This is a genomic window from Oligoflexus sp., from assembly GCF_035712445.1.
In the GTDB taxonomy this organism is placed as follows: Bacteria; Bdellovibrionota_B; Oligoflexia; order Oligoflexales; family Oligoflexaceae; genus Oligoflexus.
This window is the reverse complement of the sequence record NZ_DASTAT010000018.1, coordinates 32084-48181: the sequence shown is the minus strand read 5'-3', so window position 1 is coordinate 48181 and position 16098 is coordinate 32084. Positions and strand designations below refer to the sequence as shown.

Annotated in this window: 11 protein-coding genes; 6 read left to right on the top strand and 5 right to left on the bottom strand. The window is 53.8% G+C overall.

From position 1 onward, the window contains the following. Positions 1-91 precede the first annotated feature (91 nt). Both VFO10_RS03305 and VFO10_RS03300 read right to left on the bottom strand, forming a co-directional pair. Complete coding sequence (locus VFO10_RS03305; RefSeq protein ID WP_325137256.1) at positions 92-2017, bottom strand: glycoside hydrolase family 9 protein; 1926 nt, start codon at positions 2015-2017, stop codon at positions 92-94. A 188-nt stretch (positions 2018-2205) separates the two neighbouring features. After that, a complete protein-coding gene (locus tag VFO10_RS03300; RefSeq protein WP_325137255.1) occupies positions 2206-3990 on the bottom strand; it encodes an MEDS domain-containing protein in 1785 nt (594 codons plus the stop codon). A gap of 742 nt (positions 3991-4732) precedes the next feature. Here VFO10_RS03300 and VFO10_RS03295 point away from each other — a divergent pair. From VFO10_RS03295 to VFO10_RS03285, 3 genes are read left to right on the top strand one after another with little or no spacing between them, the layout of a single operon-like run. Next, positions 4733-5902 carry a response regulator gene (locus VFO10_RS03295; protein WP_325137254.1) on the top strand — a complete coding sequence of 390 codons (1170 nt, stop codon included), beginning with the start codon at positions 4733-4735 and terminating at the stop codon, positions 5900-5902. Next, positions 5896-7869: a 7TM diverse intracellular signaling domain-containing protein gene (locus VFO10_RS03290; protein WP_325137253.1), complete on the top strand. Its 1974-nt coding sequence runs from the start codon at positions 5896-5898 to the stop codon at positions 7867-7869. The genes VFO10_RS03295 and VFO10_RS03290 overlap by 7 nt, the downstream gene beginning before the upstream one ends. After that, positions 7869-9935 (top strand): sensor histidine kinase, encoded by a 2067-nt coding sequence (locus tag VFO10_RS03285; protein WP_325137252.1) that lies wholly within the window; start codon positions 7869-7871, stop codon positions 9933-9935. The genes VFO10_RS03290 and VFO10_RS03285 overlap by 1 nt, the downstream gene beginning before the upstream one ends. Here the strand turns inward: VFO10_RS03285 and VFO10_RS03280 are convergent, their stop codons facing one another. After that, on the bottom strand, positions 9936-10364 hold the full coding sequence (locus VFO10_RS03280) for an HNH endonuclease (protein WP_325137251.1): 429 nt from the start codon (positions 10362-10364) through the stop codon (positions 9936-9938). A 151-nt stretch (positions 10365-10515) separates the two neighbouring features. Between VFO10_RS03280 and VFO10_RS03275 the strand changes: the two genes are divergently transcribed. Beyond that, positions 10516-11895 (top strand): HAMP domain-containing sensor histidine kinase, encoded by a 1380-nt coding sequence (locus VFO10_RS03275; protein WP_325137250.1) that lies wholly within the window; start codon positions 10516-10518, stop codon positions 11893-11895. On the opposite strand, the gene VFO10_RS03270 is transcribed toward VFO10_RS03275, so the two are convergent. Beyond that, positions 11846-12466 (bottom strand): isoprenylcysteine carboxylmethyltransferase family protein, encoded by a 621-nt coding sequence (locus tag VFO10_RS03270; RefSeq protein ID WP_325137249.1) that lies wholly within the window; start codon positions 12464-12466, stop codon positions 11846-11848. The two genes, VFO10_RS03275 and VFO10_RS03270, sit on opposite strands and share 50 nt — an antisense overlap. 24 nt (positions 12467-12490) lie before the next feature. Next, positions 12491-13093 (bottom strand): hypothetical protein, encoded by a 603-nt coding sequence (locus VFO10_RS03265; protein WP_325137248.1) that lies wholly within the window; start codon positions 13091-13093, stop codon positions 12491-12493. A 204-nt stretch (positions 13094-13297) separates the two neighbouring features. Here VFO10_RS03265 and VFO10_RS03260 point away from each other — a divergent pair, with 204 nt between their 5' ends. Together VFO10_RS03260 and VFO10_RS03255 are read left to right on the top strand one after the other, a co-directional pair. Next, positions 13298-13870 (top strand): hypothetical protein, encoded by a 573-nt coding sequence (locus tag VFO10_RS03260; protein ID WP_325137247.1) that lies wholly within the window; start codon positions 13298-13300, stop codon positions 13868-13870. A gap of 320 nt (positions 13871-14190) precedes the next feature. Beyond that, positions 14191-16065, top strand: a complete 1875-nt coding sequence (locus VFO10_RS03255; RefSeq protein ID WP_325137246.1) for an alpha-amylase — start codon at positions 14191-14193, stop codon at positions 16063-16065. The last annotated feature ends 33 nt before the right edge of the window (positions 16066-16098 follow it).

Sequence of the window (16098 nt, the reverse complement as noted above, 5' to 3'; positions counted from 1 at the left end):
ACACGCGCGACTCTGGAGGCGCCAGTCAATTTCCAGACAAAAAAAGAACGGCGAGGTCATCAGCCCCCGCCGCTCCTTTTCCTATCCCGGCTTACTCCTGGATCGGAAGGTTCGCATTGCTCGCCCAGTCGCTGCTGGTCTGAGCAAAGGATGGATCATTTTTTTCATTCCAATAAGGCGCCCAGCTCTGCGGATAGTTGAAGCGGAACTGCACCTCGCGACGGCACTCGGACTGTCCGGCTGGAATAATCTTCTGCCCCGAGAAATCGACTTCGATGAAATAAAGGGCGCGCGTGGCGTCATAGACTTTCAGACCCGAAACCGAGGTGGCCTGGGAATAGGCTGTGGTGATCTTCACCTGGCCAGGATCCCGGAGGTTCGCAGGAATCTCGGAAAGGTCGATGATATAGCGCATCCGCAGTTTTTCCGGCTGACGTGGGGGAAAGGCTGTTTTGTTCTCGATCCGTGCGGCGATTTCAAGGTAATCATTCCCGCGGGAATTCACCTTGGTTTCAATCGAGTATTCCTCGGTCTTGTTCTGCTGCGCGGGGAACTGAGGATCGATGCTTCCGCCGTAATCCTTGATCAGGAAGGCCAGGGCTCCGGTGAACGCCGCATTATAATCGGTCGCGACTTCGGTGAAGACATACTGATCCCGGGCATCGGAATAGCTATCGTTGCGATCCGGTCCACCGACCAGGGCTCCATACAGAAGGTGCCTGGTTTTCGCCGGGGCCTGCAGACTGTTGGTCCACGAACCATGCGCCGCGCGGTGATGCGGATTCTGCGGAGGATTCACGCCGTAGCCGACGACATAACTGCGACCCGAGGGGTTATCGCCGAGCGCGTAATCAATCTGCTTTTTCCCGAACTTGTGGTAGACCCAAGCCTTGTCGCTTTTGCGATTATTCTGCCAAAGGTAATCGGCATACAGCAAAGCCATGAACGCTGTGTTCGATGCATAGCGCAGGGAACCCCAGCTATCGAGCCACGCGAGCCCGCCTGGGCTATAGGTGATGCGCTGACCCTGATGACCTTCCGTCCAGTAATCCAGCCAGCGTTCCGCGTCCTCTTCATACTTGGGATTTTTGGTCAGTTTCGCCATCAGGACATAAGCCCCGTAGCTTTTATCATCCCAAGAGAGTGTCCATTTATAAGGCCTGCCCGGGTTATCAATACTTTTAATACCCTCATAGGCCACTTCAGCTTTTTTCAAATAGGAGGCGTCGCCGGTCGCCTGATAAAGCCAGGCGGCTCCCCAAACGAGTTCATCCTGATAGCCGCTCCATGAGCGGTAATAGGAACCGGCATCCTTGATGCAATCACTATAAACACCGCGGTAATTATCCGCAAAGTCATAGAGTTCCTGGGCCTCTTTCAAAGCTCTTTGCGCATAGGCGGGATCATCCTTGGCAAAGACCATGGACGTTGCCGCCAGGGCCGCGGCCGCTTCACCGGCCAGGTCACTGCCAGGACAGGAGCGGTCTATTTTGTAAGCCGGACGTGCCATCTGCATGACTTCCGGTGGGCCCCAGTACGCATGGTCGATCCCGCCGTTACCCACCTGCCCCCAGAATTCATAGGGGGCGCTGTGCGCTTTCATGATCCAGTCAGCGACGTAGCGCAGGTTTCTTTTCGCATAATAATCCTGATCGAGGCTTTCATAGCTCTTTTCTGAAACCAGAAGACTCCAGGCGAGAACTGTCGTTGTATAGGTCATAGGCAGACCAAACTTCACATGATCGCCAGCATCAAAGAATCCGCCGGTCAGATCCACGCCTTCTGCGGCGCCGTCATTCAATCCTGCAGGTCCGCGCCACGGCACCCGATAGCCTTCCGGCAAGGGTCCAGCCATCTGCGCTTCATAGAAATAAAGGGATTTTTGTAAGACTTCGCCGTAATTCGGTCCGGGAACGGCGGCATGGGCGGCGGGCATCATGATGGGGGAAGCATTCACCAAAACCATCGCTGCCATGAAATACATGGAAGCTGTCGGCATTTTTCGACAGTATGACATTAGCATCCTGCTCGTCCTTTCTACTAACTTTGTTTAGATTCTTAACAATGTATTTCCAACTTTTCTGTTGTTTGATCAAACAAAGGAATTTCAATGGACAAGTTGAAAAATCCTCGAACACCTTGAAAAAGACATAAAAAAAGCCTGAACCTCGCGATTCAGGCGGGATTTTTTCGGAATGACGAAATCTACCTCATTTTGAATTGCTTCAAAGTTTTCAGCAGGTCTTCGCGGTGGATCGGCTTGGGAATATGGCCATCGAAACCGGCAAGCCCTGATTTGATACGGTCTTCAAGCATTGCGTGGGCGCTCAAGGCGATAACGGGTTTTCGGAAGCCACCCTTTCGCAGGATTTCGACGGCGGAATATCCATCCATGGTCGGCATCTGCAGATCCATGAGAACCAGGTCGAATTCATTTTCGCTGGCCATGGTCACGGCTTCGTGCCCATCCTTGGCAAAGGTGAATTGAGCACCTGTGCCGCGCAGCATGTGTTTGATCAGCAGACGATTGTCAGCCAAATCTTCGGCGATCAGAAGGCGATAACCTTCCAGTTCACGCTGGGGATCGGCCGCCCTTTCCCCTGCTGACGAACCTTCCGTCATCTCAACGGCATCAACCCCGATCGTGACCATGAACACGGAACCTTCACCGGGCGCTGATTTTTCGAGAATCACATCGCCACCCAAGGCCTGGGCCAGTCGTCGCGAAAGGTAAAGGCCAAGGCCGGTGCCTCCGAATCGCCTTGTCATCGAACCGTCCGCCTGATTGAAGGGCTGAAAGAGCGACTGCTGATGATCCCTGTGAATCCCTATGCCCTGGTCCTGAATACGGAAGACGATTTTCGGCTGCGGTTTCGCCGTGAATTCCGCCTGAATCGAGATCGTCCCCCTTTCGGTGAATTTCACAGCATTGCCCACGAGATTGATCAATATCTGCCGGAGCCGCGTGGGATCCGATTGGACGGTAAGCGGCAGCTTCGGTGAAAAATCCGTGCGGAGGGTCACGGGCTTCATGCGGATTGACGGCGTGAACACCGCAATGACTTCTTCCAGCAGTTCCACGGGGGAAAAGCTTAACTTTTCGATCTTCAGCATGTCGGCTTCGACTTTGGCAATGTCCAGAATATCATCAACCAGGCGCGACAGGGCGGTGCCGTTCCTTTGAATGACTTCGATAAACTCTTTTCTATCCGGGGTGGAAAGATCATCCTCTTTCAAAAGATCGGTGAAGCCAAGGATGGCGCCCAAGGGCGTACGGATTTCATGAGACATGTTGGCAAGAAATTCCGTTTTCAATCGACTGGCGGATTCCGCAGCCTTCTGCGCCTGCTTCAGGCTCGACTTCAATTCCCGATTCAGGGTTTGAAGGCTGCCGTTTTCCGAGCGCGCCTTCACCGATTCCAAAAGTTCCCACTGCCCGCCCTGACGCAAAAGAGCGAAATCGTGATTCCGCACCACGTCGAAAACTTCCTTGGATCCCGAGTTATTCAGGCAATAGCTGCAAAGTCCAACGATGCGATGCCGCGAAAAGGTTTCGTTCACCTTGGATTCATACTCTGTAAAAGCCGCCCAATCGTCTTTTTCCAGCCAGTAGGTATTGCCCGTCAGGCGCAATCCCTTATAGCCTTTTTCCAGAGCACGAAACTGATAATCCACCCAGCTCTGCAGGATGACGTCGGCATCATTCTTTCCATGCCGTAGATACCAGTCGTGATGATTGATGATTTCAATCTGCCCGTTCTCTTCGAATTCGTCCAAACGGGGAACAGCCTTTTTTAAAAGGGTTCGCGCCTCATGAGCCAAAAGCGGCTTGGACGTGACCCAAAGGCACTGCTCTCTATTTTCAAGTCCGGCTTTGAAATAGGGGACGAGAGTATCCACAAGATCCGCCTGATCGAAATAGAAATGACAGAAATGCGAACCCCAGGAAATATCTCCGAGAGCATGAAGGCCACTTGCCACGAGTTCCATCCGATCAACTCCTCAAAGATGCTTCATTCAGGCTTCTCAGTCCTAGGGTATTCAAAGGAATAAAGCAATAGACTCCAATAGGATCCAGGCCAAAGCAGGATAGATCGGATCCCGCAAGACTTCCCTGGAATGCTTCTGATTCCTGCCAGGTCCTGCCTGGACATAGGCGAGGGACTATGGGGGGGAGGACCATTCGATGCCGTTGCAAGCGGAAAAAAGCCATGTGCATCTCTTTGCCGTTTTGTGCTCGGCGATCTTCATCTTCCTGCACTCCACGCTTGGCGTCCATCTCGGAAACGAGGCGCCTCTTATCCTGCTGATTCTGCCTGTCTTCATGAGCGCCTTCTACGGAGGTTTGGGGCCTGGAGTCTTATCCACGATCGCTTGCCTCGCAGGTGGCACGCCCTATGACCCAAAGCCGCGGCCGGCATTTGGAAAGCCAAAAAGAGGCACTGCGGCTAAGCGAAATAAAGTTCCGACTCCATGGAACGATCACATCACAAAGCTGATCTCCCCAAGACACTGGTCGAGACCATAGCCCATTACACCGATCGACTTTTGCATTGAACTACCTATAACGCTGCCCTGCTCTTGCAGCTCAAGGCCTTTGAATTGCAGGAAGAATATCCCGCCTATCCAGCCTCCCAATTACCTCTTAAACTCTGCGCTTTTTCTCAGATTTCCAAAGATTAAGAATATTCACACTCTGCCGACGGTAAAGCCCTGACCATTGGAGTCTCTCATGAAGCTAAACCTGAAGGCTGCTGCCGGCGTCCATGCTGGTGACGAGCAAAGAAAAGACGAAGGCCTCCATCGAATCCTGATCGTGGATGATGAGCTTCCGAATCTTGATGGTCTATCGCGTCAGCTGCGAGACCAGTACAATGTGTTGACCTTTCAATCCGCCGTGGATGCTCTCAAAATGGTGGACAAGGGCGGGAATGAAGGTCAATTCTCCGTCGTCATCAGCGACCAGATCATGCCCGAGATGAGTGGCGTGGAATTTCTGCGGGAGCTTCACAAACGAACGCATCCCGCACCGCGCATCATGCTCACAGGCTATGCGGCCTTGGACAACGTGATCTCGGCGGTCAATGAAGCCTCCATCTTCCGCTACATGACCAAACCCATCTTCCCCGATCAGCTGCTCCGCACCGTTCATGAAGCCATCAAACACTTCGAAGTCCACCGCGAAAACGCCCGGCTCGTGACGCTCGTCAAACAGCTGCTGGAAAAAAACGCGGAACTCAATAAGACCGTCCATAGCCTTTCGCCGAATACTCCCAAAGGAACAGTGGAAACCGAGGAATTTGCGCCCAAGCGGGTGCCGCTGGCGGTGGTCTTCGCCGACATTCGTGGTTTCACCGCTCTCTCCCGCACGGTTCAGCCGGAAAAATTGATCGAGGTCCTGGATAAGATCATCTGCGCCCTGCATGAGGTGGTCTATAAGTTTGGAGGCGTGGTCGACAAGCACCTGGGGGATGGGCTCATGGCGGTTTTCGGGCTCTCCGGGGAATCCATGCTGAATACAGCTTTGGCGGCCACCGAAAGCATGGCGGAACGTTCGCGGGCCATCCTCGAAGGTCTGCCGGCTCCCTTTGATAAACTGAAACTGTCCTTCGGCCTCGCCTCGGGTGACGTCGTCCTCGGCATGATCGGAAGCATCAATCGTTCCGAACTCGCTGTCATCGGGGATATCGCCAATCTCGCAGCCAGACTGCAGGAGCTGAGCAAGGTGACCTTGACCTCGGAACAGGGTCGACAAAGCCTCGGGGATTTCAAGCGTGTGATGGCCATCTGTACCAGCGGCCTTTTGGAGTTCCCTTCCAATTTTAAGAAGGCCACGCTTCATAACGAGGTGGGTGTCCGCGATTTCCCGGAAATCAAAGAGGTCGGGGTATACTCGTGCTAGTACGGCCCCTTCATTTCCGACTGTCCATCTGGGTCCATGGACTCCTTCTGATGCTTTGCCTCCTGCCGTCCCTAACGATGCGGGCCGCTCCCTTGGAGCTCAGCCATCAGGAATCGGTAAGCCTGGGCCAGGATTCCCACTATCTGACGGAAAAACAGCCGACATTGAACTTTCAAGAGGCGCGCCTTCTTCACTTTCCTCTGATAACGAGCGGTTCCCCCAATTTCGGCTGGACGGATCTGACCCTCTGGCTCCGAACAGAACTGATCAAAAGAAATGAACTGACCTATATCCTGGAAGTTGGCTACCCCCTGCTGGATGAGCTTGATATCTACATCGAACGCGAAGGCAAACTGGTTGCGCATCATGTGCTTGGTGATCACCAGGGCGGCACGAAACGCCTGAAAAATGCGATCAAACCGGCTCTTGAGTTTCCGCATGAACCGGGCCACTATCAGATCACGATCCGCGTTCGCTCGTCATCGTCCGTGCAGGTACCGATGACTCTTCTTCAGGAAAACACCTATCACGATCGGATGCTTGGAGACTTTTCCACGCTCTTCGGCTACGTCGGCGCCGTCACTATCATGATCATCTATAACGCCTTCATTTGCCTGAAAACCCGCAGCCGCGCCTACTTTCATTATGTGGCCTTCATGAGCCTTTTTCTGGCCCTGCAGGTGGCTCTGAATGGTTTTGGCCAGGTCTATCTTTGGCCGGAAACGGGAAGCAACCTCATCATTGGGCACTTCTCCTATATCCTCGATTACTTTGTGTATCAGTTCACCCGCTCGTTCCTCGGCTTTCACAATCGCCCGGGACTTGATCGCTTTCTGCAGGGCATGGCGGGGCTATCGGCCCTTGGCTTTTTCCTTTCCCTTTTTGTACCCTATGCCTTGTCTGTTCGTATCATGGCGAGCCTGACGTTATCCACCGCGATCGGTCTTCTTGCGGTGGGTGCCTTCGCGACCTTCGTGGATCGTACGCATGAAGGGAAATTCTATCTCCTCGCCTGGGGCGCGATGCTCGTCGGCTGTGTCATCTATCTTTCCAAACAGCTCGGCTGGCTACCCTACAATGCCCTGACTCACAATGCCTTCATGATCGGCAACATCACGCAGATTGCGCTTTTATCCTTTGGTCTGGCGGATCGCTTCAATCGCCTGCAGCAGTTGGCGCGCGAGGCGGACCAGGCGCGTGCCGAGGCCGAGGCCGAACTCAGCCTGTCCCTGAAAACCAGGGTCTATCTTGTCTCGGACATGGCCCATCGGCTGAACAATCCTTTGAATTATATCTCGACCAATCAGGCCAACCTCGATAGGGAGATGGCGGATCTTCACAAGGATATGAACCATATCATTGAAGAGTGGCACCCCCGCAACCAGCCGGATCTTTATGAAATGGCCCGCGGTCATATCAACCAGCGATTTCAGCTCATGAAGGAATCCATGAGCTTCATCGAGGATGGCATCAGACGCTCCGCCTCGTCAGTGATCGCGATTCGGCAACTCAGCGGCGTCGATGGGTATCAGCTGGACCGCCTGAACATCCTGGAGCTTTTGGAGCTGGCGCAGCAAAGGATCATGGAAACCGCCGGCAAAGCCGCTGCTGCCCGTTTTCATATCAAAGGTCAGCTGACGCCGCTGGAAGTTTACACCAATCGCTTTGCGATCCCGATGGTGATCGAACTGATCTTCCGCAACTGGATCAGTGTCACGAGCCTTACGGAAAACTTCACGGTTGAACTGACCACGAGCGGAAGTGGCAAACCTTCGCTCATGATGGCCTTGAATTATGCGAATCGGGATCAAGCGAAGCACATCGTCGAGCATATTCTGCCCTTTTTGAATCAGATCCTGAGGCCCTATGAGTCGCTGATCCTTTGCGTCCAAAACGAAGCCTCGCTCTCCATATCGCTGAATTTCGGTCAGGAAAAGCCTGTCGCGACTCTGCGGGAGGTGGCGTGATGCTGGCCGAAATGCTGCTGAGTTTGAATACTCTGACCGCAGTGCCCCTGACGGGTGAGGCCACTGACCTGGGGCCCCGGATCGTTTGGGTCGAAGATCAAAAGGGCAACATGAGCCTTGAGGAATTCAGCGAGTCGATTGCCCGGGGTGAATACAAGTCATCCCGCAATAACGCGCCTAACCTCGGCTACATGCATCATCCGGTTTACTTCGTCGTGCCGATTGAAAATCAAAGCGATCATCATCGCTTCATTCTGAATATCACCTATCCGCTTTTGGATGAGGTCACACTGCACGTTATTTCGGATAAAACGGTTCAGCAGCCCTTCACAAGCGGGGATCATGTCCCCTTCTCGCAGCGCTATCGACCCTATCGGACGATCAACTTCAAACTCGATCTGCCAGTTTCCGCAAAAGCCTATCTCGTCTTCCGCGTGAAGTCCGAAAGTGCGATGCAGCTGCAGATGCGTATTCACAGTGAATCAGACTTCGGGGACATGGCGGCCCGCGAAAGCCTTGTGCTCGGCCTCTACTACGGCCTGAATCTGGTCATGATTCTTTATAACGCCTTCCTCTATCTTTCGCTGCGCATGCGAGGCTATCTCTTCTATGTGGGATACCTTGCGCTTCACCTGCTGTTTCAGGCGAGCCTTCATGGGGTGGTCTTCCAGTTCCTCTTCCCCAATAATCCAGGCCTGAATGATAAGATGCTCTGGGTTTGGAGCTGCATGGGTTTTGTCTTCGCCTTCCTATTCGCGCTGCACTTTCACGAACTCGACGCCCGACTGCCCCGCACGGCCAGGGCTGCAAGGGCCATAACCTGGGTTCATGTCGTCTTTCTTTGCCTCAGCTTCGTGATGCCCTACTATATCGTGGCCTGGGTGGGAACCTTCCTGGTTTCCGTCGTCAATTCGCTGGTGATGGTCGGCATCGGGCTCATCAGCCTGCGGCATGGATACCGGCCTGCCCGATATTTTACTGTGGGTTGGAGTATCCTCGTTCTCGGGAACTTCATCTATGGCCTGAAGCATCTCACGCTGCTGCCTTCGCACTTCCTCGTCGACCACGGGATGCTCATCTGCTCGTCGATCGAAGTGGTTCTTCTGTCCCTCGCTCTCGGAGATCGCGTGAACCTCCTTCAGCAGGAACGGGATGACGCCAACCGGGCTTTGATTGATGGCTATTCCCGCCTGCAGGTCGAGATCGACCGCCGCGAAGAACTGGAAAAGCAAAAAGCCGCCCTGGGTCAGGAGATCCGCCAGGCCACCGAGCAGCTTATCCAGGCTGATAAGATGTCGACCATGGGCCAGCTTGTGGCGGGGGTGGCTCATGATATTGCGAATCCCACTCAGCTTATTATCAATTCCAAGACTGAAGCCTTGAAGAACGTGACCACGATTGAGGAGCGCCTGAATGCGCTTTTGGAAGGTGATGATCCGGAGGTGGTCTCGGTAAGAACGACTTTTGCCAGCGATCTGACCCAAACCCGGTCGTCACTTGATGACATCAGCACAGCGGTGGATCGCATCGAAGCCATCCAGAGCGCGATTCGCAATCAAACGCGGGTGGACTCCCAACCCTCGCTCGTTCAGCTGCGCCCTTTGATTGATGAATGCCTCACCATACTGCGTTCGAAGCTGAAACCTTTGCGGGTGGATATCGAATGCCCGGAAGACCTGACGCTGGAGTGCCGCCGCTCCCAACTTGGTCAGGTGATCACCAACCTTCTGAGCAACGCGGCCGATGCCCTTATGGAGAAGGGCCTGGAAAGGGATGCGCATCGCACTGAGCCGCATCTTCTGGTGCGTGCTGCGCTCGGGGAAAACATGGTCACGATTGAAATCGAGGATGACGGTCCTGGCATTTCCCCGGACAAGATGGAAAAGATCTTCACGCCCTTTTTCACAACCAAGGCCGTGGGCGTCGGGACCGGCCTTGGGCTGTCCATTTGTCAAAAGATCATCACGGCTCATGGGGGAAGCATTCGCGTGCAGCATCCCCGCAAGCTTCAGGGCGCCTGCTTTCATATCGAAGTTCCGGTGGTGGCCCTTAAAGAGGTCGCCTGATTATTTCAGCTTCTTCTTTTTAACTTTCTCCGGCGTTTTACTGGCCTTCTTACGATTGCATTCAATGCAGAGCGTCTGAAAATTATTCAGCCGATCACGACCGCCTTTGGTGATGGGCAGGATGTGATCCTTGGTCATGAGCACCTCACGCCCATCCTTCAGCGCGTAAAGATTCAGGTGATAGTAGGGCTCGGCCGGATACTTTTCCTTGGCGAAGTAGCTGCCTTTGCAGCCGCAGATACGGCAGCGGACGCCATTTTCGCGGAAGGTCTGCAGTTTCAAAGAGGTCATGTTGATGGGATCACCCGCAATCATCACCAGGGCCTCGGGAAAACTCGTGGCACTCAGTTCCTTCGGAGTGAAGATGACATGGGGAAGGACATCGGTAATAGCCAGCGTTTCCTTGCGAATCAGATTGGGATCCTTCACATGCGTCCCCTCCTCGACCTTATTCTAGAACCTGGTCAAGGATCTGCAATCACTCTTTTCAGGTCAAGGCCAGCGTCGAGCTTGCGGCAGGGAGGCTGACCCGCGTCTAATCTTTCTTGAGGAACGGTCCCATTCTTCCGATAGCGAAGGCATGACAGAAGGAAAAGACAACCTGCGTTCCAATAAGTTTCTGCATATAAGGTGGCAGGAAGCTCATCTTGCTCTTTATACCAAGTATGCGAATTTCATCTGTATTGCCCTGATGCTTCTGACCATTCCCACGGATTTTGTCTCTTTTCCCATAGACGAAGCCTGGCGGGTCGTCAATGCGCGCTTTTTGGTGATCATCATCTTTCTGATGGATCTCACGCTGCTCATGACCGTGGCACGCAAAGTCCGTCGCCCCACGCTCCTTTTGAATACTCTTCTCTTCACCAGCACCTTAACCATCAATGTTCTTTATCTCTACTTCCTTTTTTCCATGGACAACCAATATCGCCTGGCTGTCACCACGGGTTGCCTGACTTCCATCCTCGCCACGCACATCTTTCTTTACCGTTTTTATGCGGTTCATAACTCGTTTACCCTGATCTATGGACTGGGTCTCACCGTCTGCTTTGCGATGCAGGGCGAGTGGCGCTCCTCGCTCATTCCCCTGTTCCTGGGGCATGCGACGGGCTTCGCTCTTTCCCTTTTTTTCCGCAAGGTCTTTCAGCAGTCCTTGGAAAAGGACTACCTGATCAAAATCCAGGCCGAAGCCATCCGCAAGCAGTCCGAGCAGATCGAAGCCACGCTGAAGGATAAGGACAACCTGCTCAGGATCCTGGTTCATGACATTGCCAATCCTCTTTGCGTCATCATGGGGAATGAAAGCTATCTTACTGAGCAGGAGGCCCATCTGGATCAGGTTTCCATGAAGCGTCTCTCCCGCATTCATAATGCCTGTCTCGCCATTGATCATCTGATTGTGCATGTCCGGGAGTTTGAAGCGGTGCGTTCCGGCAAAAAAACGGTGAAGATCGAGCCCTGCTCGGTGAATGAGGCCATCGACGGCGCCATCCTCATGGTCGAAGCCAAGGCGGAGGCCAAAAGCGTGGCAATCAATGTTCATTATTCCAAGACCCGTGATATCCTGTGCGTCGCGGAAGGGCTGTCTTTGACCCACCAGGTCCTGGTGAACATCCTGAGCAACGCCATCAAATTCTCGCCTTTGGGCGGCAAGGTTGATATCTTTATCGACCGGAATGAAGGCAACGTGGAAATCGCGGTGCGGGATTACGGAGTCGGCATTCCGCCTGAAATCCTGGGCGGCCTTTTCAATCCGAGCAAGCCTACAACCCGAACAGGAACCGCAGGCGAGAAAGGTACAGGCTTTGGCATGCCTCTCGCCAAAGCCTACGTGGATAAATTCGGGGGTCAGCTGCGGATCGAAAGTGAAACGCCGGATAAATCCCTGGATAAGCACGGCACCAGAGTCACCATCATCCTTCCCTTATGGAGTTCAAGGACTTCAGGAGTTGAAGCGGCTTAGGCAGAAAGCGGCCGGTGCGCTCCATATAATGCGTATAGGTCGGGAACGCTGCGCGAAGGCCTCGCTCTTCCAAACGTGCCGAGCGGTGATAGTAGCCGAGCATCGTGCCCCAGAGAGCCAGCACAAAGACATCCCCTGTCGCGACAAAAAGCCCCAAAATGATGATCAGGTTCGCGGTATAGATCGGATGCCGAATGTGACCATAGATGCCATCCATGACAATATCCTTCGGCACATACATCTGACTGCAGTGGCTATAGTTCTGGCCCAGAGTGCTCTTGGCACCGATGAAAAGAAGGATGCCGACCACCGAAATCCAGGCGCCCATATAAAGGGTCGCAAGGTTATGGAAGAGTGAGAACGTCAGCTCGTGCCGGCCCATAAAGAACAGCACCAAAGCATAGAGAAAGGTGAGCTGCGAGATCCTGTAGACATAACGGAAGGTGGACACAGAACTCATGGCAGGCCGGTTCGCTTCACCGGACACCTGGATCTTCTTCGCATCATACATCAGGAGCGAAACCAGACCTATCATGGAATAAAGCAGGGCAACGGTCAATTGATGGCTCATCACGGCACTCCTTAGGGCTTATGGTTATTTGGAAGAGGGATGATGCGGGCTCAGACTGAGCTTCAGGCGGCTGAGCTTGGATCGCACAAGGCGCACCATAATCTTGCCCCCAACCGTAAGCAGCTGCGTCTTGCTCCAAAGAAAGACATGATAGGTCTCGCCTGGAATCAACTTGCTCGGCGCCTTATAGATGACCCGTCCGCAGAAGAATTTATAAAGATCGCTGATGCCCTTGCGATTCGCCACGCCCAGCGTGTAATGGCAGCTGGTGCAGAACACCGAGCGCCAGACGATGGTGGCCCACACAAAGGCCTGCAGAAGGACCTTGTCCTTTGTGCCCCGCTTGATCCAGAACGCAGCATTTTCCTGGACATTGCTCAGGTCACCGCAGTGCTTTTCCAGAAGCGCCTGGCGCAGCTCATCGGGGATGTCCTTGGTTGAACGGATAGGCGGGCAGCATTCGACGTAACCACCGACCATCTGCTGGCCGCTATAAATCGCGAAAACTTTGGATCTCTGCATCCAGTCAAGGGGGATGGCCTGGTCTCCCCCGTTATTCACGTAAAGGTCACTGTATAAATTCATGTCATCGGCCGTTTTTAATTTTGAAATTTTATAGCCAAGCATTGCAGTGGTTCCTAAGAATGTTGTGGTTTGCCTCGATATTCTGAGCACGCTTCGGCAGGAATCGCGGTGTTTTCTAAACATTCTGTTAAGCCACTGGGGGCACTCATCCTATGCAGGACCATTAAAGATTTCGTTTCAGAGTTTATGAAAGGGCGAAACTGCGCTAGATTCTTTACTTAACCTTCATAGCAGGAAGATTCCGATATGCTTCATACCCGCTTCGTATTTCTGATAGGTCTTGGCCTCGCGTCGGTCGCTGCCCATGCCGCTGACAGCTTTCCAATGCCCAAAACCGGGGAATGGAGGGTCAAGGAGCTTGACGGTGGCGCGAAAGCCAAGGACAGCGGTACTCTGGAGTGCATAGAAACTCAAGATAAGAAAAATTGGGTGAATGATTTTAAGAAAGCCGCCAGTGCCAACGGCATGGAATGCGAGCTGACGATCAAGTCCGAGACCGCCAAACGCCTCGCCTACGATATCCAATGCAAGGGCCGCCGTTCCCCGACCGGAGCCACAGCCGTGGAAGTCTACAGCCAGGATGCCGAGGGGAGCCTTGTTTTCAATCGGCAGAGCGAGACGGCCTATACCATCGAGCAGGAGATCAAACTCCTGAAGATGAAGCCCGACGCGGCCGATCCCAAAAGCATGTCGCCCCATCAGAAAAAGATGATGGATGCCGCCATGCGCCATGCAGCGGAAAGTCCGACGACCCGAATGAAAAACGAATATACGTTCGTGGGCCCCAAGTGCACAGTAGCCAAACCCAAGCAGGGCTGAACACAGGGGCGGTGACCGGCCTCCGGTCACCGCAAGTTCAGGAAATGGTTCACCACGAAGAAGCGATCTGAATCCCGTGAACGTCCTGTAGGAAACTTACCGGATTTCTAACCTTTCGGTGTGCCTGCCTTCTCCGCCAAAATCAATAATATCAACATTTCCAGAGGTATAGTCGATTTCGATACCAAAGCTGCAGGTCGCTTTCAGGCTTAAAATGATGTGAAATTCCAAATCCTTGTCGCCAGCGAGCAGCTGTTGTACCCATGAGTGAAGCGCAAGCAATGGCTTCCAGGAAGAAGCCCACAATGGGGGACGCGCCGATGATCCAGAAATTCATTTCCGTAAAAGCATGGGTGGCGGCGGTTGCCATTCTTTCCGCATCCGGACTGCAGGCCGCCGACAACGGCACCATGATGCAGTATTTTGAATGGAATACGCATGCCGGCGGTGAGCATTGGAATAACCTCGCCAATGATGCTCGCCACCTTACAGACCTTGGCATCAGCGCGGTCTGGATTCCACCGCCGAGTAAAGGCGATGGCAAGATCTGGGACGTCGGTTACGGAATCTATGATCCCTATGACCTTGGCGAATTCAAGCAGAAGGGCGCCGTGCGGACCAAGTACGGAACCCGGACCGAACTCTTGAATGCTGTGCGGCAAATGAAAGCCAATGGCCTTCAGATCTATGCTGATATTGTGATGAACCATCTGCTTGGCGCTGACAAGACAGAGCGCGTGCGAGCCTCCCTGTCCCAGGAAAGCAATCGCAATAACGCGAACAGCGGGGCCATGGACCTCAACCTATACACACGCTTTGACTATGCGGCGCGTGGCGGTAAATATTCGACCTTCACATTCAACGGCAACCACTTCAACGCTGTGGGCTGCAGCGTTCCGGGTTACACCGGCAATATCTGCAAACTCGATGGTCACAGCTGGAACTGGGAAGTGGATACGGAAAACGGCAACTATGATTATCTCATGGGCGCCAACCTTGATTATGATCACCCCGAAGTCACCCGCGAAATGCAGACCTGGGGCCGCTGGCTAACCACCGAGCTGCAGCTGGATGGTTTTCGCCTGGATGCCGTGAAACACATCAAATATAAATTCATCCAGGACTGGGTCGGCTATCAAAGAGCCGCGTCGGGACGTAACCTTTATGCCGTCGGTGAGTTCCTGAGCGGTGATATCAATAAGCTCGACAACTTTTTGGCCAAGACCGGCTACACGGTTTCGCTCTTTGATTTCCCTCTTTACTATAACTTCCAGAAAGCCTCGGATTCGAACGGCAACTTTGATCTGCGCACCATTCTCAACGGAACGCTGATTCAAAAGCATCCTGGCCTCGCCAACACCTTCGTTGACAATCACGACACCCAGTATGGTCGCGACTCGGCGCGCCCTGTGCTGTCCTGGTTCCGGCCTGCTGCCTATGCTTTGATTTTGACCCGGGCCGATGGTTATCCAACCGTTTTCTACGGTGACTACTATGGTCAGCCGCAGGACAAGATCAAACCCATGCGGGATAAACTCGATCCGATCCTGCGCGCCCGTAAAACAGCGGCCTATGGCGCTCAGTATGATTACTTCGATGATCCGGACCTCATCGGTTGGACCCGTGCAGGCGATAACGCCCATCCTGGTTCCGGCCTTGCGGTTCTCGTGACCGATCGCGGCGGCGGCAGCAAACGCATGTATGTGGGCACGGAGAATCGTGGAGAAACCTGGATCGATGTCACCGGCGGCATCAAGGACGCGGTCACCATTGATGACGGCGGCTATGCCACCTTCCGTGTGAATCCCGGTTCGGTATCGGTCTGGCTGAATCGCAGTACCCAGGACGCCTGGCGTCCTCAAGCCGGTCAGCTCGTGAGCCTGACCTTTGACATTCGTCACGGCCGCCTGCCTGAAGGCCAGCGCGTGCTGGTCGCGGGAGCACCTGCGGCCCTGGGTGCCTGGAATCCCGCTTTGGCTCCTGTGCCCACGGAATCCGCTGATGGCCTGACCTCGACCCTGACGGTCGAAGTTCCAGCTGGAACGCAGTTCGAATTTAAAGCGGTGAAGGTCGACACCACGACCGGCAAAGTCGTGAAGTGGAATGAAGGACAGGACTACTATTATACCGTCTCGGGCGCTCGCCCGGATCAGCTGACCGTTTTTTGGAAAGACGTTCCCGATTTCGTCGAGTAAGCAGCGAAGGCACCAGGTTCTCAGCCTGGTGCC